Source organism: Actinomadura macra NBRC 14102, assembly GCF_001552215.1.
Taxonomy (GTDB): Bacteria; Actinomycetota; Actinomycetes; order Streptosporangiales; family Streptosporangiaceae; genus Spirillospora; species Spirillospora macra.
Genome location: NZ_BCQT01000020.1, coordinates 187,776 through 209,353, shown reverse-complemented (window position 1 = coordinate 209,353; position 21,578 = coordinate 187,776). Strand labels below are relative to the sequence as shown.

The following is a 21,578-nucleotide window of genomic DNA, read 5'->3' as shown; positions in this document are numbered from 1 at the left end:
CGGGCCTTTTGACGGCAACCCTGACGGCAACGTCCTCAGCCGAGCGCATCCCCCAGCTTCCGAAGCGCCGCCCGCTTGTCATCCAGCGAGGTGTGAGCGTAGATCGTCATCGTCACCTCGATATCACTGTGCCCGACGATGTCGCGGACGACGTTCGGCGCGATGCCCAGGTGGAGCAGCAGCGAGACGCAGGTATGCCGCATGTCGTGAAAGCGCATCTCCTTCAGGCCAGCGACCGCGCGGACGCGGCCCCAGCTACGGCGAAGGTTGTCCGGCTCCATCGGTGTACCGCGCCGGGAGGGGAAGACCAGGCCGTAGTCCTGCCAGCCCTCCCAGGCGTCCGTCCGTTCGCCCGCTTGCCTCACCCTGTGCTCGCACAGAGCCGTGATGCAGACCGGAGGCAGCGGAATGGTCCGTTCGGAGTCTTCTGTTTTGGGACAGACGAAACGTAGCGCTCCCCCGACCCGTTGGAGTGTCTGCGTGACTTCGAGCTTGCCGCTTTCGACTCCGCTACCGGTGCAGGTTTCGCATTCGGCGCCGTCCACCTCACCGCCCTCCCCGTCGCAGGCCCGGCAGCCGGCGAGGGTGATGTCCTCCCAGCGCAGGCCGAGCAGCTCGCCGCGCCGCAGGCCGAGGCAGAGCGCGAGGACGTACAGCGCGTAGAGCCGTTCGTCACGGGCAGCCTTGAGGACGTCGCGCGCCTGGCCGACGGTGAGCCCGCGGTTCACCTTGTACTTGGGAGCGCTGACCTTGACCAGCTTGGCCACGTTGCGGGGAATGACCTCTTCCCGGACGGCCGATTCCAGCGCGTTCCGCAGGACGGCGTGAATGGACTGGACCATGCGTACGGACGGGTGCGATTCGCAGCACTGGCCGCCCTTGAGGGCGCAGCACCGGGGCTTGTCGCGGGCCGCGTCGACGCCGTGTTTGCAGCAGAGGCATTGCGCCCGGACGCGGTTGATGAGGGCCCGGACGTCGAGCGCGGCCAGCTTGCCGAGCCGCTTCTTGCCCAGTTCGGGGATGAGGTAGAGGCGAATGACGCCCTCGTATCCCTGGGCGGTGCGCGGTTTGCGCTCAGGCCGGACGACGTTGTCCAGCCAGTACGTGAGGTACTGCTCCACCGTCCAACTCTCGGCCGATATGGGGATGCCCTGGTCAGCTTGTTCCAGAGCCTTTGTCAGCTTGCGTCGCACCTCCTCACGTGTCCGGCCGTAGAGACGGACCCGCTTGTAGGTGCCGGCGGTCGTCGGCACGAAGGCCGCACCCTCGTATCGTCCGTCCTTCCGTTGGTAGATCGTCCCCTCTCCGTTGGCACGCTTGCGCGAACGGCTCTTTCGAGGCTTGGAGTTCGGTGTCTCTTCGGGTTCGTCCGGGACGGCGAGCAAGGTGACGGTCATCAGGCAGCAACCTCCAAGAGCTTGTCCAGGCATTCGGCGAGAGCGTTGACGGGGACGAGACGGCGACGGCCGATTTTGACCGTGCGGAGCTGGTTGGAGCGGATGAGGTTGTAGAGCGTCCAGCGGCTCACCCGGAGCCGATCGGCCGCTTCATCGACGGTGAGAACCAGATCGGTCAATTGCGCTCCCTTGGATTTGCGTCGACGAGCCGAAATGCGGCAGCGGCTTGCCGGTGATGGCGGCTGTGAGGAGTGCTTCGCCGGGGGTCATGCCTTGGCCGAGGTAGCGCCAGTGGGAGATGACGAGGACCTGGTCGTCGTCGAAGGGCAGGCGTCCGGTGGTGATCTCGGTGTGTTCGCGCCGGTTGTGTTCGATGCGGTCGGTTCGAAGGCGCCCGAGGGTGACCGAGTAGTGGCGGGATTTGGTGGAGAAGTGTCCGCGGAAGCCGAGCATGTGCGCCCATTCGGCCAGCCGCAGGCCCGCGAACTCTTCGACGGCACCCAGGCGGAGGCATTCGGCGATGAGGCGTCGCGCGTGCCCGGTGACGGGTAGGTCGGTCAGGTCGTCGGTTGCGCGGATGCGTCGGTCGAGGGTGCCGACGCATTCGGCGGCCTTGGTGGCGTACTTGGCGATGTAGCCCGCCACCGCGTTGTCGGTCAGCTCTCCCGAGGTGGTGATGGGCCGGATGTCGATCTGTGAGCCCCACGCATGGGTCTTGGCCGGACCCCCGCCCGCCGCTGGGGTGGTGACAGTGACCGCGCCCGCCGCGTGATTCACGGCCGCTTTGAGGAGGTCGAGGGTGGCCCAGTTGGGCGGGTTAGCATCGGGACCGCCGGGTCCGTCGAAGCGGATGACGGCGTGAAAATGGACCAGGCCGCGCCGCTGGTATTCGGCGACCTTGGCGAAGGAGACCGTCAGCACCTCGCGCAGTTCGGCGACCCGTACCCCCGCCGACCGCGCCAAGTGACGCCGAACGGCCAGGGTAAAACGGCGCCACAACTCCGGGGCGTGGGCGTTCCACAACACGGCGCCGGGGTAGTCGAAGCAGTCCGGGCAGATCGGTTGCCCGACCCGCCCGTCATCTGCCCCGTGGCGGACGGTGCAGGAGACCGGGCGTCCGTGCGGGCAGGTTCCGCCGCCGCGCCGGGGGTGGCAGGGCGCCACGGTCCCGCCGGTGGTTTCGCGCCGGGAGTGCACCGGCCCGAAGGAGGGCGCGGTCAAGGTGACGAACGCGGCCGGATGCTGCGTGACTGTGGCGGGGACGCCTTTCCCGCCGACCAAGCCCGCGCGGACGAGTTGGTAGGTGTCGGCGCGGTAGGTCTCGGCGCAGGACGGGCAGCGGGAGGCCCGCCGGGTCTTGCACGCCACCCGCAACGCCCCACCGGGTTCACCGGCGGTGGAGTAGTGGTGCAGCAGGGCGCCGGTGAGCGGGTCGCGGTACTCCACCCGCCCGCGGACATGGACCGGTTGGGCACAGCCGCCGGTCGCACGGGCACGAGCGGCCCACCGGCCGAAGTCGGGACGGTTGAACCGTGCGGCCATGTCACGCGCGGCCAGGCCGGTGACGAGCGGTGCAGGGTGCGGCACGATGGACGGGTCTCCCTATCGGATGCATGTGGCTGGTAGGGACGAGGCCCCCGGCGCGGTGTGCTTGCTTGGCGGCTTTGCGGGCCGCGCCGGGGGCGTGTTCAGAACGCGGCGACGAACCGCGAGAACGCGTCGGCCAACACCGCCAGCGCCCCGAAGATGGCCTCTACGGCGTGCGCAGCGTTCTCCGGTTGGCGGACCAGGAACAGGCCCAGCACGCTCCAGAAGGCGAAGAACCCACAACGGCGCAGGAACATGACGAGGTCCTCCTTGTCTCAGTGGTGGCCGTGGCCGTGGCAGTCGGGGCAGGTGGAGCCGTCGGAGGCGACGCCGCCCCCGCCGCAGGTCCCGCAGGCCCAGCCCGTGACCGGACCGCAGGCCCAGGCGAGGAGGACCAGGAGCGACGAGTGATGCGGGTCGGTGGTGTTGGTCGTCATCAGGCCACCCGCCCGGCGATCTCGCCGACGCCCTGGCCCTGGTTGTCCTGGCCGTTGTCGAGGCGGATGTTGCTTTCGTAGCTGGTCCGGGCGTGGAACTCCCGGTGGGAGCGGTCGGGGATGTGGACGATGCTGTAGGAGATGCGGCCGAAGGTGCGGGTGGCGGTGTAGTGGCCGCCGTTGTCGCGTTCGTCTGCCACCTCGACACCCAGTAGCGCGGCGACCTGGTCGACCAGGGCCGCCGCCGAGGTGTCGTCGCCGGTTCGGACGCAGACCAGGAGGTCATGGCCGTGTTTGTTGACCGGGACGGCCGGAGTCGTTTCAAGGAAGTCGGCGAGGGCTCGCAGGCCGGTGATGGTTTGGTGCCGGGCGTCCAGGTCACCGAGCACGGCCGAAGCGGTAGGACGGGCAGTGTGTGTGGTGTTGCCGGTCATAGGTGTGTCTCCTGTCAGGCGACGGGCGCGGTTTCGGTGCGGATGTGGCGGAGCAGGTCGGACGCGAGTTGGTTGGACACCCCGAGCCGAGCGCGCAGTGCGTCACGGGTGATCGGGCGTCCGTGGGCGGTGTGGTGTTCGGCGGCCACCCGCCGGGCGAAGGCCACCAGCGGAGCCGCCGGAGATGCCCCTGCCGATTCCTCGTCGCTGGCCTGTGAGACGGGGACGGGGATCGTTGTTTGGCCGTCCTGGCCCTCGTGGTCCTGGCCGTCCTGGTCTCGGTTCGGGTCGGAGGTATCGGCCGGGACGGACGGAACGGTGACACCACCTTCAGGACGGTCGGCCTCCCACACCACCCACGGCGAGGACGGTGGGGACGGGACCGGCGGAGTCGAGGACGGGGACGGGCCGCCGTAGGAGGACGGGACGGCCGGGCCGTCCGCGATCAGGTTGGGCGCGGTCGCCGGCACCGCTGCCGGTGTCGCGGCTTTGCGGCGTTCGAGCATCGACACCGCGACCAGGAACGCGCCCGCCGGTGTCGCCGCCATCACCCAGCCCCACACCGACGGGTCGGCTTGGGCCAGGTTCGCCGCCAGCGACAGCAGAATCCCGCCGACCAGGACCAGCGTGGGCCACGACAACCGCGCCGTTTCCCGTCGGGTGCGCTTGTCGCGCTGACGCTCGCGAGCGGCCATGACACAGGTCAGGTCGATGCAGACCGCGATGGCCCAGGCCATCCACCCGTCCTGGCCGTGCCCGGTGGCGGTGTCGCGGATGTGGGAGAACGAGCCCGCCGCCGCGATCGAGGCCAGCACCAGCACCGGCCCCGAATCGGCCACCACCCCGGCAACGCGGCGGGTCATGCCGCCCGCCGGTCGGTGACCAGTGCCAGCAGCGCGGCCAGCTCAGCGTCACACCGGTGAGCGTCGGCCCAGTCGTCCACCTCACCCGCACGAGGCGAGGCCATCGACTCGGCGCACCGGCCGCAGACCGCCACGTCCAAACTCCGAAGGTCGTCCCAGCCCACCCGGACCGCCGAGACGGCCGAGGACGAGCAGGACGAGACCGGAGCCGAGACGGGGACGAACCCAGGACGGGGACGGGGACGAGCGGGTAGGGAACGGGCGGTCATCGAGGAGCCTCCAGGCGGTTTCGGGCATGAATCGGGTAGGGACGTGGCGCGAATGGGAGTCGGAGAAGCCCAGCCAGCTATGCGGCCGGACGGACAGCCGGGACCGAACCGATCAGGACACCCCAGTCCGGGGTCAGGTGGGCATGGTCACGGGCGGCTTGCTCGGCGACGGCTTCAGGCACAAACACCGACCGGGCGCGGTGCCAAGACCCGTCTTGACCGGCGACCACGCACACCCCCGGCGTCTCGGCCGGGATCGCTCGCGCGGCGTCCAGCGCGGCCGGGTCCAGGTCCCCCAGCGTCATGTTCGCCGTCTCCGGGTCATTGACCCGGTGACACACCCGCCCCGACAGCTGCGCGCGTAGCGCGGTGACGCCCGGACCGAGGTCGGAGCCGATGCGCTGACCGCACACCACCAGGTACACCGCGAACGCCCGTCCCAGCTGCGCCACCCGCAACAGCGCGGTAGCCGACTTCGACACCTCGTCCTTCTCGGATTTGTCGGCCATCAGGAACAGTTCGGCGACCTCGTCCACCAGCGCCACCACCGGCACCGGGCACAGCTCTTCTGGCAGCGTCCAGACGTTGCGTGCACCGTGCGCGCGGCACAACGCCATCCGGGATTCGACTTCGCCGACCAGATCGGCCAGCAGATCCACCGACTCCTTACGGCTGGTGGCCAGCGCCGACAACCGCGGGGCGTAGGGCGTGAACTCCACCCCGCCCTTGAGGTCGAACCCCACCAGCGCGACCGGTTGCGGAGCCAAGCCCTTGATGATGGCGTTCGCGAGGTTGGACTTGCCCGACTGCGTTGCACCTGCGTTGAGCCAGTGCGGGACGACGCGAAAGTCCATCACCCAGTCGGTACCGTTCTCCAGCTTGCCCGGCCGCACCCGCAGCAGCTCCCCCGTCTCCGGTTCGACCGACACCTCGGTCAGCGGATCACGCATCGTCGCCCACAGGGTGACAAACCCGGGACGCACGTCCACCACCCGCACCGAGTGCACACGCCAGGCGTGCGCGATCCCTTCCGCCGCCTTCTCGTAGTCCGCCGGAACCTGGCCGTCGTGCAGGCGAAGCCGCATCCGCCAGCCCAGCCCGGTGGGCCGCAGCACACCCAGCCGGGGAGCGCGCTCGACATCGACCCGCCGCACTCGCCGTTTGTGCTCCACCACCGTTGCGGCACCCCGGCCGGCGGCCCCCAGGACGGGGACGGCGTCCAACGTGACCCGCAGCCGCCGCCGCTTCAGCGTCAGCTTGCAGCCCGAGGCCACGTGATGCCAGGTCAGATACACCAGCACCGCACGGACCGGGAAGCCCACGCCGTACCAGAACGACACCGGATGCCACCGGCGCCAGGCCCAGAGCCCGGCCGCCGCAGCGGCCAGGACCCCGAGCACCAGACAGACAGCGTTCACGACCATCCCGCCGTTCAGGCAGCGTCCGCAGCAGCGGACGACGCCGAGACCGGGCCGGAGGAGACCGCCCCCGCCGGGACGATCTGAACGGCGCGGTAGGCGATCCCCCACCGCTTTTCGCCGTTGCGGACCTGTTCCCACGGGAACGCCAGCAGCCCGACCGGCGACACGATCTCGCCGATCGTCACCGTCTGGTCGCCGGGCACCGACACGTTGAGCAGTTCCACCCGCCCCATGGCGTCGGCGGCCGACAGGCCCACCGTGAACACCGTCTGGCCGTTGCGGTCCACCTTGACTTCGCCGGTGTCCTGGTCGACCAGCTTGGGACGCGGCGCCGACACGCACACGAAGGTGAGCGCGGAGACGTCGACAGGGATGTTGCGCATGATGAGTACACCTCTCGTCCACCTGCTGAGCAGGCGTTACGGAACCGAGGGAGCACACACGCCATCAGGACGAACGAGGTAGCATCGAAGCGCCAACTAGGGTGCTAACCGCATCCGGCCTGGGCGGGTCTCCCGCTCAGGCCACTTTCATGTGTGGCCTGTTTCGCCGTCCAAGAACGGACTTCCGCCCCTGAAACACGAAGAGCGTTCGTGTTGAGCTTTCACCTCCTCTGAGGAGTGCTTCAGCGTCAACACGAACGCTACCCCGTACTCAGGGTTTCTACTAGTACTTTGAGTACTAGGAAGCGTACTTTTTCTACGCCCCCACCCTGTCAGCGAGTTCTCGCAGGTCAGAGGAGGGCGGATCCTGCATGGTCAGCAGATCGGACACGACTTGCCGCACGATCCGGTGGTTCCGTATCTGCTCCGGTGTGATCGACTCAGCCTCCAGCAGCGCCGAGACGGCCTCGTCGACCTGCCGCCGCTGGGTGTGCGCACGCGCCAGATCGATCTGTAGCCGCGCCCGACGTTCCGCGGACAAGGTCGAGGTGTCCGCCTCGCCCCCGGCCCGGAGCGCGTGACCCGCGTCCCCCAGCTCAACCGCCACGGCGACCTCGTGGAGCATCACGTTCGCCGGACCGAACTCGGTGTTGTAGTCGTTGTGACCGTCCCCGAGCCGTTCGGCGACCTCGCGAGCCCGCGCCAGATGCTCATACGCCACGTCCGCCTGATTGAGCCGGGACGCGGCCACGGCCCGTTGCAGCGTCAGCCCACCCCAAAGCGACATGGCCTCCGGCTTGCCCTGGTCAACGAGGAACCACAGCGCCTCAGCGGCCGTCCGGGCGTTCTCTTCCGCCTGGTCGAAGTGCCGCGCCCCCAGGAAGACGAACCCGAGCCGGAAAGCGCCGGCGGCCATCATCAGCGCATCGCCCGCACGTTCAGCCGCCACGGTGGCGCGGTCAGCGGCGATCCAGGCCGCCTCCGGTTCGCCGAGCTTGGCCAACGCCGCCGAGCACGCCTGGTAGGTCACCGCCAGGAGATCGAACAGCTCTGTGCGCCGCTCCTCAGGCGCCGATCGCACCGCGGACTCCAGCGCGGGCACCAGCCCGCGAAGCAGATCCGCCAACTCGACGTACTGACTCCCATGGGCCAGTTCCCAGGCGCGATCTACCCGCGGCTTGATCTCAGCTGTGGACGGTACGGGCGCCGAGTGCAGCATGGCCCGCAGCGAGTGAGCGCCCGACAGGACGAGCCGCAGGCCAGCCGACCCCGGGAGTTCCTCGGTCGTCGCAGCAACGACCGGGGCCTCAGCCGCCAACTCCGACAGCGGTAGTTCCAGGACCTCGGCGACCTTCTCCAAGACCGACATCCGGTCGACCTTGCGCACGCCACGTTCCACCTGGGAGACCCAGGCCACCGAGCGATCGATCAGCCGCGCCAGCTCAGGCTGAGACAGCCCCCGCCGCTTGCGCTCCTGGGCGATCCGCCGTCCAAGCGCCCTTTGATACTCGGTACTCACCCGGTCGTCCCCTTGCCCGCATGAAGGTTCAGCCAGTCGACTTCTACCGAAGCGAGCAGCTCGTCGCGTGCGCCGAGGAACCGCCGAACGTGCTCTTGTTCCTCGTGTGCGTCGAAGGCCGACCGGTCCCGGTACAGCTCGTAGAAGATCCGCTGTAGCGGCTGCCCGTCAACGCCGTGTACCGCGTACACCAGCGTGCCCGGCTCCTCCGTCTCGATCTTCCCGATCGTCTCGGCCACCAGCCGATCGAACGCCTCGGCGCTGTCTTCATCCTTGCAGGTGAACCGAACCATCAAGCCGAACATCGGCACCCTCCTCTGTGGATCTCTACGAGATCAGTACATATTGTGCGACGCAATACGCGAAGTGACTTGTACTTGAAGTACTGTACCCGTACTTTGAATATCAATCACGGAGACCTGGCTCTGACCAGCAAGATCACCGCGAGCAGGTCACCCATCACCTGATAGGACCCGTCCGAAGGGACCTCAATGTCTGCTCCCCAAGACGCCCCGAGACAAGACGCAGCCGACGCATGGCCCCATCCGTCGAGCGATCAACGCGAGTGGCGAGACGCAGCCCTCTCCCTGATAGCCGCTCTGGACCAGCATGGTCTAGCGGCCAAGGCATGGGGACACGGCGCGGTCATGGCCGCGAACCCGCACGGGGAACCAGCACCCGACAACACCCTTGGTCAGTTGATGAGCCCCGGCCTACGGCAAGAGGTCAGGTGCCGCCCGCACGGCCCCGCCGGCGAACTGTGGTGGCACTGGGTCTGGTCAGGCCCGACCCGCAAGTCAGAGCCCGAGCTTGAACCACTCTGCCCGCTCTGGGACACCCAGCACGCCGCCGACCGCATCCGACACGTCCTCGCGCTCACCGAATCGAACGGCCGATGATCGACGAGTCCGCCCTGACCGTGCGGCACTGGGGACGCCGCGCCCGCCGCTTTGTCCGCTGGTTCATCACGCGAGACCGTCATGACCGGCTGGCGATGTGGCACTTGGACCGCCTTGCCGAAGCACTCGCGGCACGAGGATGGCGCACGAAACGGCGCTTCGAGGTGTCCCCGGTGACGCTTCACGTCGGTCCGACCAGGCACGCCCCGGCGAGCGAGGAGCTGACGGCCACCCACTTCGGCGGATGGGTCTACCTCACCCGCAGCAGCGCCGTCCCTATCCCTTGCGCCGACCTGGCAGAGGCAGTGACCGAAGTCGAGCGCATCATCTGGCGACGGCTCAAGAAGGCGAGCCAGGCAAGCGCCAACCGCTCATGAACGGCAACGCTGACGAGCACCGAGCCGCCCAGGGCATCACGCAGCAGTTCCCCGACGTCCAAGCCTGGTACGGCCAGCACACCCGGGAGTGGTGGGCCATGGTCCCCCTTCGCGACGGCCCCCGCCTGCTCTCGGCCCCAGACATCCGACAACTCCGTGAAGAGATCATCAACGCGAGGGCGTGGCCATGGCGGCACAGATGAACGAGGCCGAGCATCACCCGCACCCCACAGGGCTCACGATGCAATGCCCCGTGAGCTGTCTAGGGCTGCGCACGGTCGCCGACCTGGTGAACCTCCTAGCCACCGCGACCCGCACAGCACTCCTGGACGGAACGCCCAGCCCGGCCCCCGAAGCACCCCCGGACAACGACCAGCACTCCACACGCTGCCCGATCTCCTGCCTGGACCTGTCCACCAGGATCACCAACGCCTTACGCATCGACCCCGCCAGACCGAAGACCATAGGCGACCTGATCAACATGAGCCGCCAGCAGCAACTCAGCAAAGTCCACAACATCGGCCAAGGCCACCTCAACGACATCCGCACAGCCCTCATAACCGCAGGCATCGACGTCCGCCACACCGAGCTAGCCTGACAGCCGCCTCCCGCAGACCCGCTCCTAGTGCCACCACACCGCCGGAACAGCAAGCACAGACACCGCCCGTCCCGTAGACCGAACCAAGATCATCCGAAGCCGTCCGACCCGGATGAGTACTTTCAGTACGTCTTCAAGGGCGCCGCTCCGCGCCGCCGGCGGCCGCCCGCCCCGGCGCGCCGGGCATGCGGCCTGTCCCGTCCGGTCCCGCCGCGCCGCGCCGCCCGTCCGCCCAGGCTGTGGCGAGACTGGGATCTCGACATAGTCCATGGGTCGCGAGGTCCGCGACACTCAGGCGTCCTCTTGCCCTTGAACCCGAGGTACGACCCCGACGTACTCCGCTCCCTTGTGGTTGCCCACAATCAAAGCGAAGCTGTGGCCGTCTGAGCATTCAAGATCTACCCGAACGTACCCGCCGCGCGTCCCCAGAGGGCTGTCGTAGTCATCTCGGTCTGGATGCACGGTCACAACTTCATGGTCCGGGGCATAACCCATGTTCTCAACTTCGCCTATGCCACATGCCGGGCACATCAGCTGCCACTGCCGACTCCATGGGGAGCCTGGCTTGTTGGTTGGAACCAGGATTTCAGTGTGGGACTTCGGCAACGTGTTCCTCCAATGGTTGGAGAGATAGTACATGAGCCGTTCTGCCCAGCAGCGAGGCACAATAATCGCAGCCGCCACATATGAGTCTTAACCCCCGCCCGTATCGTCCGGATTTACTCGATAAACTTCGCCGGGCAATTGATCGAGCGTGAAGCGGGGGCCTCGCGGCCCCCAGCCCCCCGCGAGCCGGAGGGCACGTCCGCGCGAGACTGTCTGTCTCAACGTCTCGCCGTTCGCGCGGACGTACCCTCCGGGACGGCGAGCGGCTCACGTGAGCGCCCCCTGCAAGTTCACGGCAGGCGTAGTTGCTCGTCCAAAGGGACAGTCGCTGGTGGAAGCGTCGTGATCAACAATTCGTCGGCTGACCGCTTCCCAACGCGGCCAGCTGCAGAGTAGCGCGTGGTTACTAGTCGCTTGCTAATGCGCCAACTGCGTACACCGAGCACTTCACGATCAAGTGCGGACGGGGTCATGCGGTTGTGAGCGTACAGCCACGCGCTTTGCGTAAGCATCGGGTAGCTGTCATAGCTGAGCAACCACCGGAACTGCGCCTTCGTCCGCAGGTAGTCAGCGAGACTTAGGTGGAGAGTGTCGTCACTTGGTCGGGACGCGCCGAGTCCGTCGCCGCCATAACCGCCTCGCGGGTCAAACGAGGTTCGGTAGAGGACCGACGACTTCTCGACGTATGGTGGGTCGAGGTAGGCAACCACCCTGGACGGTAGAAGTTGCGGATAATGCTCGGGCACGTCGTCGAGGGTTTGGCGCCAATCCTTGCGCCACACGTCTACGAGGCGACCGACATCATAGAGGTGACCGACGTACCGGAGTCGCTCAGCGATCGCGTCGGGATTCCAGCGGCAGCCGATCGGGTAATCACTGGTCTGCGCACGTCCACCAAGAGGGCCGGCCTTACCGTGCAAGATCCCCGAGAAAGTGGTCCGATTGAGGAACAGACATTTAATGGCGGCCGCCAGGCGACGATTGCGGGCCGTAATGTTCGACCGCGGCTTCCATGCCTGCCAATAGTCCCATCGCTCGACGGCCGCCTCTCCACCGTCACGTACATAGCGATTCCACTCATCATACATTTGGTCGACGAGCCGCTCGGTGTCGTCAGCGGCGGCCTGCCAGAACGCGGTGACGAGTGGGTCAGCATCTGCGAGGAGGATGCGGTCGACGATGCCCTCACCAACCATACGCAGTGATGCTGATGCGCCACCGGCGAAGGGCTCAACGAGGAGATTGATCTCAGGCACCTCCCGCGACTGTTTTGCCGATGTAATCACACGTGCGATGACAGGGGCGAGCGACGACTTGGCTCCTGGGTAGCGCAGGGGCGACTGGTAGCGCCCGCGGGCCAGCACATGTGAGATGGGTTCAAGCTCTTCAACCAAGGGGCGAGCCTGGACGTTGATCGCCTCGCCAGTGCCAAAGAGATCGGCGACTCTAGCAAGTTCGCTGGCAGCGACGTTGGCCGACGGCGAGGTCAGAGTAGGCATGATCGTATCTTGCCGGATGGCCGGATGTTTGGGCGCACGATGCTGCCTACTTTTTGAAGTAGGTCGGCGGTTGCACCGCTTGGATGTCAAGCTTCAGCCCAGGGACGTTCTGCTGCGCCATCATCGTCAGGACAGATCGTCCGACCCCCAGTGGCAGCGCAGCCGCCGAGTGCGCGAGTGCGATGGGTACGACTGCATGCTGGTACATGCGGGTCCTGAGCGCGTCGAGAACCTCACAGATCAGGCGAAGCGTCGGATAGGCGTCCCAACCTTCGACCTCGGCACCTCCTTCGTACGGCGAATGTCCAGGCGCAGGGAGGACTGTGATGACCAAGGGGTCCCCAGCGCGAGTTCGATAGATGAAGCGGCGACCGTAGAACTCATCGATGCCGTAGCGGTTGTTCGCTGGTCTCCCGGAAATCCGGTTGATGTAGTCGTTGGTAAGCCGCATGACGTGCCCGGTGGGGATTAGATCCTTGATCTGCTCAGCGTGCTCGACAAATGCACCGGTTTTCTCGATTCCTACTATGAGTGGGGCAACGATGTCGCGCTGCGCACACCAGCTACTCAGATTGCCGAGGTGTTCTTGGAATCGGCGTTTAAGTGGTGCCAGCGGACCAAACAAGGCAAGCGGCCCGTCGGTAATGAAGATGGTGTGCCGGAGAACCTCAGGTGCAGTGTCGGCGAAGAAGTTCAGGTAGCAAAGAGACATCAGTCGCTCGGCGGCAGTCATAACGCGGCCCATGGGTGTGAAATTCGAGCCTTCAACATTGTATTCCTCGTGGGTTCGGAGCACATCCGCGAGGTAGAGCTGCCCGTTGCATGATGGGCAAGTGCCACCCGTTGCGGTGACTGTGAGGGTGGTTTCATCCGATGCCTTGAGCTCGCAACCTGGGCACACCCGGAGTGCGATCTTAGTTGCAGGTGCCCCACGTGTGCCGTGTAGGTTGAGGAGACCATCGCTGAGGGTCATGGTCGTGCTTGAGTCGAAGCGTGAGCTCTGGAGGAATGCGTCGAGCTCTGTACGCCAGGTCTCGGCGCCGCTCATACCTGGGCGAGCTAGTTGAGAGCCGGGAAGCGCGACGTCGAAGGCGTATTCGGTGTGGGATCGGCGGACTTCCTGCGGATCGATGAACCTTACCTGTGCGAGATTTTGGAAGACATCAAGGCGGACCATCGAGCCCGCGATCCGGAGGTAGCCGACCTTCACGGTTGGATGATCGCGAGTCGTTTCAACTTCGGTATCCGAGCCGTCCACTGTAATGGAGAAGTCAACAGCGTCCAGGTTGCCGACCAGCGCCAGGTCTTCGAGTGGAGAGCATAGCCCATCGATGTCGTCCCTACTGCTGGGGCGAGCGCTCGTAATTGTCCAGCGTTGCAGGGCAGCTTTGACCGCCTCGTTGCGAACGGTGCCTACATGCCCGAGGCGAGAAGCCTTTTCTCCGGCGTAGGGCATGGACTACTCGCCTTCGATCTGGAAGTCAACGACCGCAAGGCCCGCGGCCTTTCGCGCGTTGTTGACCATCGCGTGGTCGAACTTCGCGATCTGCACTGGGACGATGTACTTCCCTGAATACGTCTTCATGCGAACGAAGCCGACATCCTCGGCCCGCATAATACTGGGAACCCAGACTTTAAAGTCGTAGTAGTGCGCCAGTTCACGGGTCTCGTGGTCGGAGTTAAGGTGGGCGATCAGCCAGTTCGAGGTATTGGATAGGATCCGCTTGTCGACGGAGGTAACTTCCTGTGTCGCGTAGATCAGTCCCATCCGATACTTCGCGGCTTCTTTCGACAAGCGTACCCAAGGGTCGTCAACCACGTCGCGGCTGCCGCGCTCGAACAGGTTGTGGGCCTCCTCGACGATGATCTGCATGTCGACCGGGTCGTTGTCATTGCGGAACCGCTCGCTTGCTCGGTTCAGCAGATGCGTTACGATGCGCTCCGACATCACCTTGGCGACGTGATCGTTGCCGCTGGAAAGGTCGACGATCGCAAGCCGTCCCGCGAGCATGTCCTGCCACAAGTGCTCCCCGACATCACCAACCGACTGGGCCCCGTGAAAGGCGCGGATGGTTCGAATGGCGGCTGTGACGCCTGTGTACTTGTAGACTCCCCAAATGTCTACGAAGTGACACTTTTCCCTTTCGTGCCATTTTGGAAAATCATCGGGTCGTTCGCCTACCCATTCTGCAAGTGCGAGTGCGCCAGCAGGGGTTTGCACGCGGTAGCTACCGGGCCGACCAGCCTGAGTAACCGCGCCAGAGTTGGCGGCTATAAAGGCACTCATCGGGTTTGCCTGCGCCACGACGATGAGGTCCTGTGGCAGCGAGCCTCCTTGGAAACCACACTTCGCCAACAGTCCATAGAAGGCGACCATCGCCCAGGCCCAGCGGGTGTAGGCACTGCGATCGTTCCGGTCAGGCTCGGAGAGAACCGCGGACCGGAAGTCCTTACCATAATTGGTGTTAACCGGTGCGGTTGCTTCGCTGACCAGGCTCCATGCCGCGTCCAGGACTTCGCGATCATAGAAGTTGATACGCAGCGGCTTCTCTCGGCTATCCGCCGGGTTAGGCTCTACTTTGAAGATCCGAACCGTGCTGTCGTCATCGCCGAGCAGCCGAAGGCCAGTGCCGTCCTGCTTGTTTACGTTAGCGTACTCGCCTTGAGGGTCGAAGATGAGCTGCCCGATGGAGCGCTGATGTTCCGAGCCGTAGCGATGCACGGCTGTAACCAGGGTCTTGATGGTGTTTGACTTCCCGGTCCGCGTCATGCCGAACACGGCAGTCTTTCGGCCGATGAAGTCTGACACGTCGATGCGAACGTCAGCCTGGTCGGTCCCGGCCATCAACGCCTTGCGACGCGTGGCGGCGAAACGAACCCTGCCGACTGTGAGGGCATCCCGCTTGTCAACGGGCTCAGGGTAAGACGCTAACCAGGACAGCACCTCTGTCGAAGGAAGAAAGACCTGGTAGCGAGCCGAGACGACCACGTTGTCAAGGTCCGCGCCGTACTCAATCTGCGCTTCGCGGGCATCAGTCTCGGTGTAAAAGGTCCCGAGTACCTCGCAGTCGAAGGCAGACTGCTGCAACTCGTTGCGGGTGAGCACGTCGGTAACGTCGTCGAATCCCACGCCCGATGCACCAGCGTCGCGAACAACCGCCAGTCGCGTCTGGATCAGCTCTGATTCGTTAGGGAGCGGCGCGGTGCCGCGCACGCGGAGCAGGATGACTTCCTGGTCCTCAAGTATGAATCCAGAGTCAGTGTTCTCGCCCGCAACTGCGAGGAGGAATCCACCGCGGGGCACGCCTCCGGCCTTGTGTTTCTTGAAGTCGTCGGTCAGAACGACGGCGGAGTCGTAGTCGAGCCGGAAGATGCCACCAACCGGCACGCAGCCTTTGTTGACCAGCGCTGTCAGCGGCTTCCGGAGTTCTGTAGTCCTCTGAACCGTCTCTGCGATCCCTGCCACGTGTTGCCCCTCCATCGGCCGCGCAGCAGCGCGGCAAATGCGCCCAGCCGCCGTCATTCTACGCAACCGGGACGCTACGGGTGGTCCCTGTTTCAAGAGTCGTACACGAAAGGAGCCGGCGTAGCCGACTTCTAGGTTCTCCAATGTCCACACGTGGCCGGTCACCACCCGGCTTACAGGTTTCGGTGCCGCATGTTGTTCGCCGCTCAGGTCTGTAAGCCTCCAGACTGACGAGGGCAGCTCTGTGATGGCTGTGCCTAATGTGGGCCGAAGTTGGGCGGCTGTGCCACGTAGGCGCAGGTCAGGGGAGTTTGGCGGTGGGACTGCAAATCCGTCGGCTCACTAAGCTGAGGTCAAGGTGCTGACGCGCCGCTGCCGGCGCCGGTACTGGTCCAGCGCTCCGGGTCGGCTTGTCCTCGGACTATGGCTGTGCTGGCCCTTGGCCCGTCGGCGGTATGTGCGGGGGCGTGCGGCTGGTAACCCGTGAAGTCCGGGCGCATGGCCGACTGGGCGTGAGAGGGCCATGAGCATTGGAAGCGAGTGAGGATCCACTCGCAGGTGATGCGGACTATCAGCAAGGTGACCATGCCTGCGCCGAGCACGATGGGTGCCGCCAGCCAGAGCGCTCCGCCCATCCAGGTAGCCAGCGACCAGACCCAGAGCAGGCAGAAGACGACGCCGAAGACGACGATGACGAGGGCGCCGAGGTAGACCCACCGGACCAAGAGTGGAGTCACTGCCCGTTCGAACTTCACGTCAACCAGTGCAGCGAACAGGCCGGGGCGGTGCGGAGCATTGTCGTGCTCATCTGGTGGCATCACGGTTCCAGCGGATCGCAGACGTTCGGGCCGGTCAAACACCTTGGAGTTGGCCTGAGCGTGTCTACCTCATGCCTTTGCAACCGCTCCTACTGGGTGCATGGGCAGCGGTAGAAGGAGCAAGGTCGACAGCCAAGGGGTGACGGCAACCCTGACGGCAACGACGCCTACCAACCAGCACCACGGGCGCACGTCGGGCACCGTCTGACCTCGGTGGACGACGTGGGTGCAGGGTGGTTGCTACCTCTGAAAAGCGGAAGGTCGGCGGTTCGACCCCGCCCCTGCCCACACAGGTCCTCTGACCAGCGAAAACACCGATAACGGGTTGATCACCACCGGTGTACACCGCTTGAACAGAGGAAAACTATCTCCCGATGGGTACCGCCCGCACGCGGCGACCGAAGGACCTGCGAGCAGGCACCTTCCAGCCCGCGATCAACTCGTTCACCCTCCACCTCAACGCCGAGGGGAAGTCCCCGAAGACCGTCCGCACCTACGCCGAAGCGGCACAGTGGTTCGCGGCCGAGCACCTTCGACGCAACACCCAGCACTCCGACTGGGAAGACGTCACCGCCGACGACGTCCGCGCCTGGACCGTCCAGCTCCTGAGCACCTACTCCGACAGCTACGCCAACAACCAGTACCGGGCTCTGCAGCAGTTCTTCAAGTGGTGGTCCACCGACGAAGAACTCCCCAACCCCATGGCCAAGCTCCACCCGCCCGCCGTCGGCGAGAAGGTCGTCCCCGTCTTCACCGACGAGGAACTCACCAAGCTCCTCAAGCACTGCGAAGGCAAGACCTTCACCCAACGCCGCGACTACGCCATCCTCACCCTCTTCAAAGCCACCGGCCTGCGCCTGTCCGAACTCGCCGGCATCACCCACGACCCCGAAGACCCCGAACGCGGCGATCTCGACCTGATGCACCGCGAACTCCTCGTCACCGGCAAAGGCAACAAACAACGCATCGTCCGGTTCGGACACCCCTCAGCCCGCGCCATCGACCGCTACATCCGCATCCGCACCAAACACACCTACGCCACCAGCCGACGCCTCTGGCTAGGCACCAACAACCGCCCACCCATGACCGCCAACGGCATCTACCAAATGGTCGTCCGCCGCGGCAGCGAGTGCGGCGTCACCGTCCACCCACACAAATTCCGCCACCACTTCTCCCACACCTGGCTCGACAAAGGCGGCGCCGAAGGCGACCTCATGGAACTCAACGGCTGGACATCACCCCAGATGCTCCGCCGCTACGGCCGCAGCGCCGCCAGCACCCGCGCCCGCCGCACCTACGACCGCATCATGGAGGACTAGCCAGACAACAGCCAAGCCCCGGCGCGTGAAAGCGCCGGGGCTTGGCTGTTGTTCATCCCCTCTTTCTCACCTGGGCCGACCGCTTGGCCAGCCGCAGCATGTAGGCGCGCTTGGCCAGCTCGGCCCGTTCCCGGCGTTCCCGTGGTGGGAGCACACCTTCGGGGTCGACCTCTCGCTCGAACCGTGCGAGGAATGCCTCTCGCGCGGGTTTGGTCCGCTTGTTCTTGTTCGCCGTTCTGCTCCAGGACTCCAGTGCAGCGATTCTCTTGTCGATCTCCGCCAGTACGACCTCCTCTCCGAAGTATCGGCTCAAGACCTTGGCCCTCTCCCTCACCGACGGAGCCCAGGAAGCATCGACGAACTCATGGGTGCTCGCGCTCGTCGTGCTCGGTCTCGATAGGGCTCAGGTGAGGCACCAGCCGCTGTCGCAGGTGCCGTCGCTTTCGTCGAAGGGAAGCGGGACGCCGGTAGGGATGACGTCGGCGAGGGGGGCGTTGTAGCGGGTGAGGTAGACGGGGTCTTTGCTGAGGTGTGCGCGGCGTTTGTTGATGGTGGCTTCGAGGTGGCATGCCTTGGTGAAGAGGGCAGGTTGGTCGCGTCGCATGTCCTGCCATGTGGTGAGGCGGTGGAAGGGGCAGAACCAGCAGGCGGATTTGGGTGGGATGGGGAGGCCAGCGGAGCGGATGATGCGGGGGCAGTCACTGCGGCGGATGCCGAGGTCCAGGAGTGGATAGACGATGCGTTCGTAGGGTTCGTGGCGTCGGGCGTTGGCGCGGTGGATTTCGTCGAGGCTGATGCCGATGGCGATGGTGGCGGGGTTGGTGGGACTGGCGCCGTGGGCTTTGAGCCAGCGGCCGATGACACGGATCTTGAAGTCGGCGGTGCAGGAGCGGGTGCCGGGGGCGCCGTTGCTCATGCGGACGGGGATGGGGATGGAGCGGGATCCTTCGCGCATGAGGCGGCCGTAGAGGGTTTCGGTGGTGCCGTCGCGGCGGATGCGGCGCAGTTCGCGGAGGTCGATGCCGTGTGCGGCGGCGTAGGGGGCGGCGTGTTCGCGGATGTAGCGCAGGGTGGCTGGGTGTTCGGAGTCGTCTCCGACGTTGGCGAATAGGAAGCGTCGGAAGTCGATGCGGCCTTGGGCGGCCAGGACGAGCGCGGCGGTGGACTGCCAGCCGCCGCCGTAGCTGAAGGCGCGGATCGGCCCGCAGGGCGGTGGGGTTCTTGCCTTCCTCGGGGACGGGGGTGTCTTGCGGTGTTGGCGGTTGGCTGCTGAGCGTGCGTTGGCTCGGGAGGTTGCGTGATCCTTTGGGTGACGGCTTGAGCTCGCTCGCTGGTTCAAGGGATGGGCCTCCGGTCAGGTTTGTGTGGTGCGGGCCAGCGTGGGGCGGGTGGCGCCGATGTATTGGCGCTCGCGGTAGGTGTTGCCGGTGAATGGGGAGATGCGGACGACGTCGCCGGTGTGGGGAGCGTGGATCATGCGTCCGCGGCCGTAGTAGATGCCGACGTGGTGGATAGTCGTGGGCTCGGCGGGGTTGGTAGCGAAGAAGAGCAGGTCGCCGGGCTGGAGTTGGGTGCGGGGGATGTGGGTGCTGGCTTTGTATTGGTCGGCGGCGACCCGGGGTAGGTGGATGCCGGCTTGGGCCCAGGCGTATTGGGTGAGGCCAGAGCAGTCGAAGCCTTTGGTACCGGCTCCTTGGGCGGTGCCATAGGTGGGGCCAGAGGGTCCGCCGCCGCTCCAGGAGTAGGGGGTGCCGAGCCAGCGCAGGGCGGCGCGGACGGCGGTTGCGCCACGCCCGGTTGTGGTGAGAGTGGCGTAGCGGGCTGCTTGGGCGAGGACTTTGCGGACGTACCAGTCGGCGTGGTTGTACTGCCAGATCGCTAGATAGAGGTGCTTGCCGCCTTTCCCCGCCCCGTTGGCGCATAGGTAATGGGCGGCGCCGTAGATGGCGTCGGCGGGGTTGTAGCGGTCTGTGCGTCCGTCGTCGTCACCGTCGACGCCGTAGGCGGTCCAGGTGGAGGCGAGGAATTGCATGGGGCCGCCGGCTCCGGCGGAGTTCTGGCCGAAGTGGATGCCGGGGGTAGTGGAGCGGCCGTGGTCGGACTCGACCTTGCCGATCGCGGCCAGGACGTTCCAAGGCAGGTCATGGCAAGTCTGTGCGGCATCCAGGTACCAGCGCAGGTAGGTGGGTGGGATGTCGCGTTCGGCGTAGGCGGTCGGCGCGCCAGCCGATCCTGAGCCGGTTTCTGCGGCGGAGTTCTGGCCGGCGAACAGAATCACCAGCGCCATGGGCAGCGCAAGGGCGGCGATGCAGATGAGGGCGGCGGCCTTCACCGGGTAGGCCGCCGGGGCGGGTTATTCCTGGGCGCCGGTGCGGGCTCGGCGTTGGGCGCGGTAGCCGGCGCCCTTCCTCGGCTGGTTGGTCGGGTCATCGGCGGCTTCCCCGGGTTGGTGGTGGGGCTGCCGCAGCACCTCGCGGACCGCCTCCCAGGAGTAGCGGAAGTCCTTGCCGGTCTTGAGGGCGGGGATCTGCCCGGCGTTGGCCATCCGGCGGACGGTCTGGGGCGACAGGCCGAGTTTGGCCGCGAGTTCGGCGGTGGTGAGGACGTCGGGGTCGCGGCCGGGTGTCTCGGTCATCGCGGGGGCTCCTGGGTCGAGGGTCATGCTCGTCCCTTCAGTGTGGTCGGCGGGTGCTGCAGAAGCATGATGTTCAGCGTGATGGCGTTCTAAGAATTCGTTTGACGATGCTTGCGCTCCATAATTCTGCCACGTACGGTGATTACTCGGCAACTCAGAGCATCGATTCGGGGGTATGTGGGTGAGTCTTCGACAAACCGGACCGATCCCGTCCGGCCGGACGGGTGAGGTTCTGGACGTGGTCGTGGCCGGCGCGCACGGCGGCGCCGGGACGTCCACGCTGGCCGCGCTGCTGCCCGCGGCGTGGGACATGGGCTCGATCGCATCGCTGCTGGAGCTGGACCGCTCCCCGTTGCGCGCCAAGGGCCGCCCGGTGGTCCTGGCCGCGCGCAACACCGCGATGGCGGCCAAGCACGCGACAGCGGCGATCGGGGCACTGCGGGACTGGGACGAGCAAGTGGCGGCGCTGGCGATCGTCAACGACGGCGGCCCGGAATCGCGTGATGCCATTGCCCGGTTCGCGCTGTTGGAAGGTCGGGTGGGCGGCATGGTCCGCATCCCGCACGCCCGTGCGCTGCGGATGGCGGAGGACCCGTCCATGGTCGTCTTGCCGGGCAAAGCTCGGCAGGCCGTCAATGAACTCCGCAGCTTGCTCGGCGCGCCGAGCGGTCAGGGGCGGTGATGGGGCCGATCTCATTCGGGCTCACCGCTCTGAGCCGTGTGCCGCTGCTGCTCGATCCCAAGGAGACCCAGAGCCCGGAGGTCAAGGTGCCCGACCCGGTTCCGTCTCCGCCGCCGGGTCTGGATAAGAAGATGGAGACGCTGCTGGCGTGGGGCAAGTGGGGTGTGCTGATCTGCGGCATCGCCGGCCTGTTCATCTGCGCGGGCCAGATGGCCATCGGGCGCAAGAACCGATCCACGTTCGCCACCGATGGCGCGACCGGCATCCCGTGGGTACTGGGCGGGCTGAGCCTGGCGGCGACGTCGGCTCCGATCGTGGCTGTGTTCTTCAAGTGAGCCGGCAGCGAGAAGGCGTGGCATGGTCGCGCCG

26 protein-coding genes are annotated in these 21,578 nt (G+C 66.1%); 6 read left to right on the top strand and 20 right to left on the bottom strand.

Going from position 1 to position 21,578, the window contains the following annotated elements:
- Positions 1-35: 35 nt before the first annotated feature.
- The 12 genes from AMA02S_RS32590 to AMA02S_RS32550 form a co-directional block, all read right to left on the bottom strand.
- Complete coding sequence (locus tag AMA02S_RS32590) at positions 36-1,397, bottom strand: tyrosine-type recombinase/integrase (protein WP_084265841.1); 1,362 nt, start codon at positions 1,395-1,397, stop codon at positions 36-38.
- Positions 1,397-1,576, bottom strand: a complete 180-nt coding sequence (locus AMA02S_RS32585; RefSeq protein WP_067466230.1) for a helix-turn-helix domain-containing protein — start codon at positions 1,574-1,576, stop codon at positions 1,397-1,399. Before AMA02S_RS32585 ends, AMA02S_RS32590 begins: the two co-directional genes overlap by 1 nt.
- A complete protein-coding gene (locus tag AMA02S_RS32580; RefSeq protein WP_067466368.1) occupies positions 1,548-2,939 on the bottom strand; it encodes a replication initiator in 1,392 nt (463 codons plus the stop codon). Before AMA02S_RS32580 ends, AMA02S_RS32585 begins: the two co-directional genes overlap by 29 nt.
- 146 nt (positions 2,940-3,085) lie before the next feature.
- Positions 3,086-3,241: a hypothetical protein gene (locus AMA02S_RS43075; protein ID WP_169806936.1), complete on the bottom strand. Its 156-nt coding sequence runs from the start codon at positions 3,239-3,241 to the stop codon at positions 3,086-3,088.
- An 18-nt stretch (positions 3,242-3,259) separates the two neighbouring features.
- Positions 3,260-3,421: a hypothetical protein gene (locus tag AMA02S_RS42360; RefSeq protein ID WP_157430968.1), complete on the bottom strand. Its 162-nt coding sequence runs from the start codon at positions 3,419-3,421 to the stop codon at positions 3,260-3,262.
- Positions 3,421-3,855 (bottom strand): hypothetical protein, encoded by a 435-nt coding sequence (locus AMA02S_RS32575; protein WP_067466227.1) that lies wholly within the window; start codon positions 3,853-3,855, stop codon positions 3,421-3,423. The genes AMA02S_RS42360 and AMA02S_RS32575 overlap by 1 nt, the downstream gene beginning before the upstream one ends.
- 14 nt (positions 3,856-3,869) lie before the next feature.
- Positions 3,870-4,718 (bottom strand): DUF2637 domain-containing protein, encoded by an 849-nt coding sequence (locus AMA02S_RS32570; RefSeq protein WP_067466219.1) that lies wholly within the window; start codon positions 4,716-4,718, stop codon positions 3,870-3,872.
- The gene (locus AMA02S_RS42355; protein ID WP_157430967.1) at positions 4,715-4,987 is read right to left on the bottom strand and encodes a hypothetical protein; all 273 of its coding nucleotides are present in this window, start codon (positions 4,985-4,987) and stop codon (positions 4,715-4,717) included. Before AMA02S_RS42355 ends, AMA02S_RS32570 begins: the two co-directional genes overlap by 4 nt.
- Before the next feature lie 77 nt (positions 4,988-5,064).
- Positions 5,065-6,411: an FtsK/SpoIIIE domain-containing protein gene (locus AMA02S_RS32565; RefSeq protein ID WP_067466216.1), complete on the bottom strand. Its 1,347-nt coding sequence runs from the start codon at positions 6,409-6,411 to the stop codon at positions 5,065-5,067.
- 8 nt (positions 6,412-6,419) lie between these two features.
- On the bottom strand, positions 6,420-6,791 hold the full coding sequence (locus tag AMA02S_RS32560; RefSeq protein WP_067466213.1) for an SCO3933 family regulatory protein: 372 nt from the start codon (positions 6,789-6,791) through the stop codon (positions 6,420-6,422).
- A gap of 316 nt (positions 6,792-7,107) precedes the next feature.
- Positions 7,108-8,310, bottom strand: coding sequence for a helix-turn-helix domain-containing protein (locus AMA02S_RS32555; RefSeq protein ID WP_067466209.1), 1,203 nt, complete (start codon positions 8,308-8,310; stop codon positions 7,108-7,110).
- The gene (locus tag AMA02S_RS32550; protein ID WP_067466206.1) at positions 8,307-8,615 is read right to left on the bottom strand and encodes a putative quinol monooxygenase; all 309 of its coding nucleotides are present in this window, start codon (positions 8,613-8,615) and stop codon (positions 8,307-8,309) included. The genes AMA02S_RS32555 and AMA02S_RS32550 overlap by 4 nt, the downstream gene beginning before the upstream one ends.
- Positions 8,616-9,205: 590 nt before the next feature.
- On the opposite strand from AMA02S_RS32550, the gene AMA02S_RS32545 reads away from it, so the two are divergent.
- From AMA02S_RS32545 to AMA02S_RS32535, 3 genes are read left to right on the top strand one after another with little or no spacing between them, the layout of a single operon-like run.
- Complete coding sequence (locus AMA02S_RS32545; protein ID WP_067466203.1) at positions 9,206-9,586, top strand: hypothetical protein; 381 nt, start codon at positions 9,206-9,208, stop codon at positions 9,584-9,586.
- On the top strand, positions 9,583-9,789 hold the full coding sequence (locus tag AMA02S_RS32540) for a hypothetical protein (protein ID WP_067466200.1): 207 nt from the start codon (positions 9,583-9,585) through the stop codon (positions 9,787-9,789). The genes AMA02S_RS32545 and AMA02S_RS32540 overlap by 4 nt, the downstream gene beginning before the upstream one ends.
- Positions 9,774-10,184 (top strand): DNA-directed RNA polymerase subunit alpha C-terminal domain-containing protein, encoded by a 411-nt coding sequence (locus AMA02S_RS32535; protein ID WP_157430965.1) that lies wholly within the window; start codon positions 9,774-9,776, stop codon positions 10,182-10,184. Before AMA02S_RS32540 ends, AMA02S_RS32535 begins: the two co-directional genes overlap by 16 nt.
- 896 nt (positions 10,185-11,080) lie before the next feature.
- On the opposite strand, the gene AMA02S_RS40855 is transcribed toward AMA02S_RS32535, so the two are convergent.
- The 4 genes from AMA02S_RS40855 to AMA02S_RS42345 form a co-directional block, all read right to left on the bottom strand.
- Positions 11,081-12,289 (bottom strand): DNA adenine methylase, encoded by a 1,209-nt coding sequence (locus tag AMA02S_RS40855; protein WP_084265840.1) that lies wholly within the window; start codon positions 12,287-12,289, stop codon positions 11,081-11,083.
- A 46-nt stretch (positions 12,290-12,335) separates the two neighbouring features.
- Entirely contained in the window at positions 12,336-13,745 is a 1,410-nt protein-coding gene (locus AMA02S_RS42350; RefSeq protein ID WP_157430964.1) for a hypothetical protein, read from the bottom strand.
- Between the two features lie 3 nt (positions 13,746-13,748).
- A complete protein-coding gene (locus AMA02S_RS32525; RefSeq protein ID WP_067466194.1) occupies positions 13,749-15,755 on the bottom strand; it encodes an ATP-binding protein in 2,007 nt (668 codons plus the stop codon).
- A gap of 353 nt (positions 15,756-16,108) precedes the next feature.
- Positions 16,109-16,573, bottom strand: coding sequence for a DUF4282 domain-containing protein (locus tag AMA02S_RS42345; protein WP_245667929.1), 465 nt, complete (start codon positions 16,571-16,573; stop codon positions 16,109-16,111).
- Between the two features lie 374 nt (positions 16,574-16,947).
- Here AMA02S_RS42345 and AMA02S_RS32520 point away from each other — a divergent pair, with 374 nt between their 5' ends.
- Positions 16,948-17,892 (top strand): tyrosine-type recombinase/integrase, encoded by a 945-nt coding sequence (locus AMA02S_RS32520; protein ID WP_084265839.1) that lies wholly within the window; start codon positions 16,948-16,950, stop codon positions 17,890-17,892.
- A gap of 52 nt (positions 17,893-17,944) precedes the next feature.
- Here the strand turns inward: AMA02S_RS32520 and AMA02S_RS32515 are convergent, their stop codons facing one another.
- The 4 genes from AMA02S_RS32515 to AMA02S_RS42340 form a co-directional block, all read right to left on the bottom strand.
- Positions 17,945-18,205 carry a hypothetical protein gene (locus tag AMA02S_RS32515; protein ID WP_218005195.1) on the bottom strand — a complete coding sequence of 87 codons (261 nt, stop codon included), beginning with the start codon at positions 18,203-18,205 and terminating at the stop codon, positions 17,945-17,947.
- Positions 18,206-18,295: 90 nt separating this feature from the next.
- The gene (locus AMA02S_RS32510; protein ID WP_218005194.1) at positions 18,296-19,231 is read right to left on the bottom strand and encodes an adenine nucleotide alpha hydrolase family protein; all 936 of its coding nucleotides are present in this window, start codon (positions 19,229-19,231) and stop codon (positions 18,296-18,298) included.
- Positions 19,232-19,246: 15 nt separating this feature from the next.
- Positions 19,247-20,224, bottom strand: a complete 978-nt coding sequence (locus tag AMA02S_RS32505) for a C40 family peptidase (RefSeq protein ID WP_169806935.1) — start codon at positions 20,222-20,224, stop codon at positions 19,247-19,249.
- A 21-nt stretch (positions 20,225-20,245) separates the two neighbouring features.
- A complete protein-coding gene (locus AMA02S_RS42340; RefSeq protein WP_067466188.1) occupies positions 20,246-20,527 on the bottom strand; it encodes a helix-turn-helix domain-containing protein in 282 nt (93 codons plus the stop codon).
- Between the two features lie 181 nt (positions 20,528-20,708).
- Between AMA02S_RS42340 and AMA02S_RS42335 the strand changes: the two genes are divergently transcribed.
- Positions 20,709-21,209, top strand: a complete 501-nt coding sequence (locus AMA02S_RS42335; protein WP_157430962.1) for a hypothetical protein — start codon at positions 20,709-20,711, stop codon at positions 21,207-21,209.
- Positions 21,209-21,544 carry a hypothetical protein gene (locus AMA02S_RS32490; protein ID WP_218005193.1) on the top strand — a complete coding sequence of 112 codons (336 nt, stop codon included), beginning with the start codon at positions 21,209-21,211 and terminating at the stop codon, positions 21,542-21,544. Before AMA02S_RS42335 ends, AMA02S_RS32490 begins: the two co-directional genes overlap by 1 nt.
- The last annotated feature ends 34 nt before the right edge of the window (positions 21,545-21,578 follow it).

Excerpts from the sequence above, each read along its gene's own strand:
- AMA02S_RS32540 (WP_067466200.1), top strand. The coding sequence starts at position 9,583 with ATGAACGGCAACGCTGACGAGCACCGAGCCGCCCAGGGCATCACGCAG.
- AMA02S_RS32565 (WP_067466216.1), bottom strand. The coding sequence starts at position 6,411 with ATGGTCGTGAACGCTGTCTGTCTGGTGCTCGGGGTCCTGGCCGCTGCG.
- AMA02S_RS32570 (WP_067466219.1), bottom strand. The coding sequence starts at position 4,718 with ATGACCCGCCGCGTTGCCGGGGTGGTGGCCGATTCGGGGCCGGTGCTG.
- AMA02S_RS32545 (WP_067466203.1), top strand. The coding sequence starts at position 9,206 with ATGATCGACGAGTCCGCCCTGACCGTGCGGCACTGGGGACGCCGCGCC.
- AMA02S_RS42360 (WP_157430968.1), bottom strand. The coding sequence starts at position 3,421 with ATGACGACCAACACCACCGACCCGCATCACTCGTCGCTCCTGGTCCTC.
- AMA02S_RS40855 (WP_084265840.1), bottom strand. The coding sequence starts at position 12,289 with ATGCCTACTCTGACCTCGCCGTCGGCCAACGTCGCTGCCAGCGAACTT.
- AMA02S_RS32535 (WP_157430965.1), top strand. The coding sequence starts at position 9,774 with ATGGCGGCACAGATGAACGAGGCCGAGCATCACCCGCACCCCACAGGG.
- AMA02S_RS42345 (WP_245667929.1), bottom strand. The coding sequence starts at position 16,573 with ATGCCACCAGATGAGCACGACAATGCTCCGCACCGCCCCGGCCTGTTC.
- AMA02S_RS32520 (WP_084265839.1), top strand. The coding sequence starts at position 16,948 with ATGGGTACCGCCCGCACGCGGCGACCGAAGGACCTGCGAGCAGGCACC.
- AMA02S_RS32490 (WP_218005193.1), top strand. The coding sequence starts at position 21,209 with ATGGGGCCGATCTCATTCGGGCTCACCGCTCTGAGCCGTGTGCCGCTG.
- AMA02S_RS42355 (WP_157430967.1), bottom strand. The coding sequence starts at position 4,987 with ATGACCGCCCGTTCCCTACCCGCTCGTCCCCGTCCCCGTCCTGGGTTC.
- AMA02S_RS32580 (WP_067466368.1), bottom strand. The coding sequence starts at position 2,939 with ATGGCCGCACGGTTCAACCGTCCCGACTTCGGCCGGTGGGCCGCTCGT.
- AMA02S_RS32560 (WP_067466213.1), bottom strand. The coding sequence starts at position 6,791 with ATGCGCAACATCCCTGTCGACGTCTCCGCGCTCACCTTCGTGTGCGTG.
- AMA02S_RS32575 (WP_067466227.1), bottom strand. The coding sequence starts at position 3,855 with ATGACCGGCAACACCACACACACTGCCCGTCCTACCGCTTCGGCCGTG.
- AMA02S_RS32550 (WP_067466206.1), bottom strand. The coding sequence starts at position 8,615 with ATGTTCGGCTTGATGGTTCGGTTCACCTGCAAGGATGAAGACAGCGCC.
- AMA02S_RS43075 (WP_169806936.1), bottom strand. The coding sequence starts at position 3,241 with ATGTTCCTGCGCCGTTGTGGGTTCTTCGCCTTCTGGAGCGTGCTGGGC.
- AMA02S_RS32590 (WP_084265841.1), bottom strand. The coding sequence starts at position 1,397 with ATGACCGTCACCTTGCTCGCCGTCCCGGACGAACCCGAAGAGACACCG.
- AMA02S_RS42350 (WP_157430964.1), bottom strand. The coding sequence starts at position 13,745 with ATGCCCTACGCCGGAGAAAAGGCTTCTCGCCTCGGGCATGTAGGCACC.
- AMA02S_RS42340 (WP_067466188.1), bottom strand. The coding sequence starts at position 20,527 with ATGACCGAGACACCCGGCCGCGACCCCGACGTCCTCACCACCGCCGAA.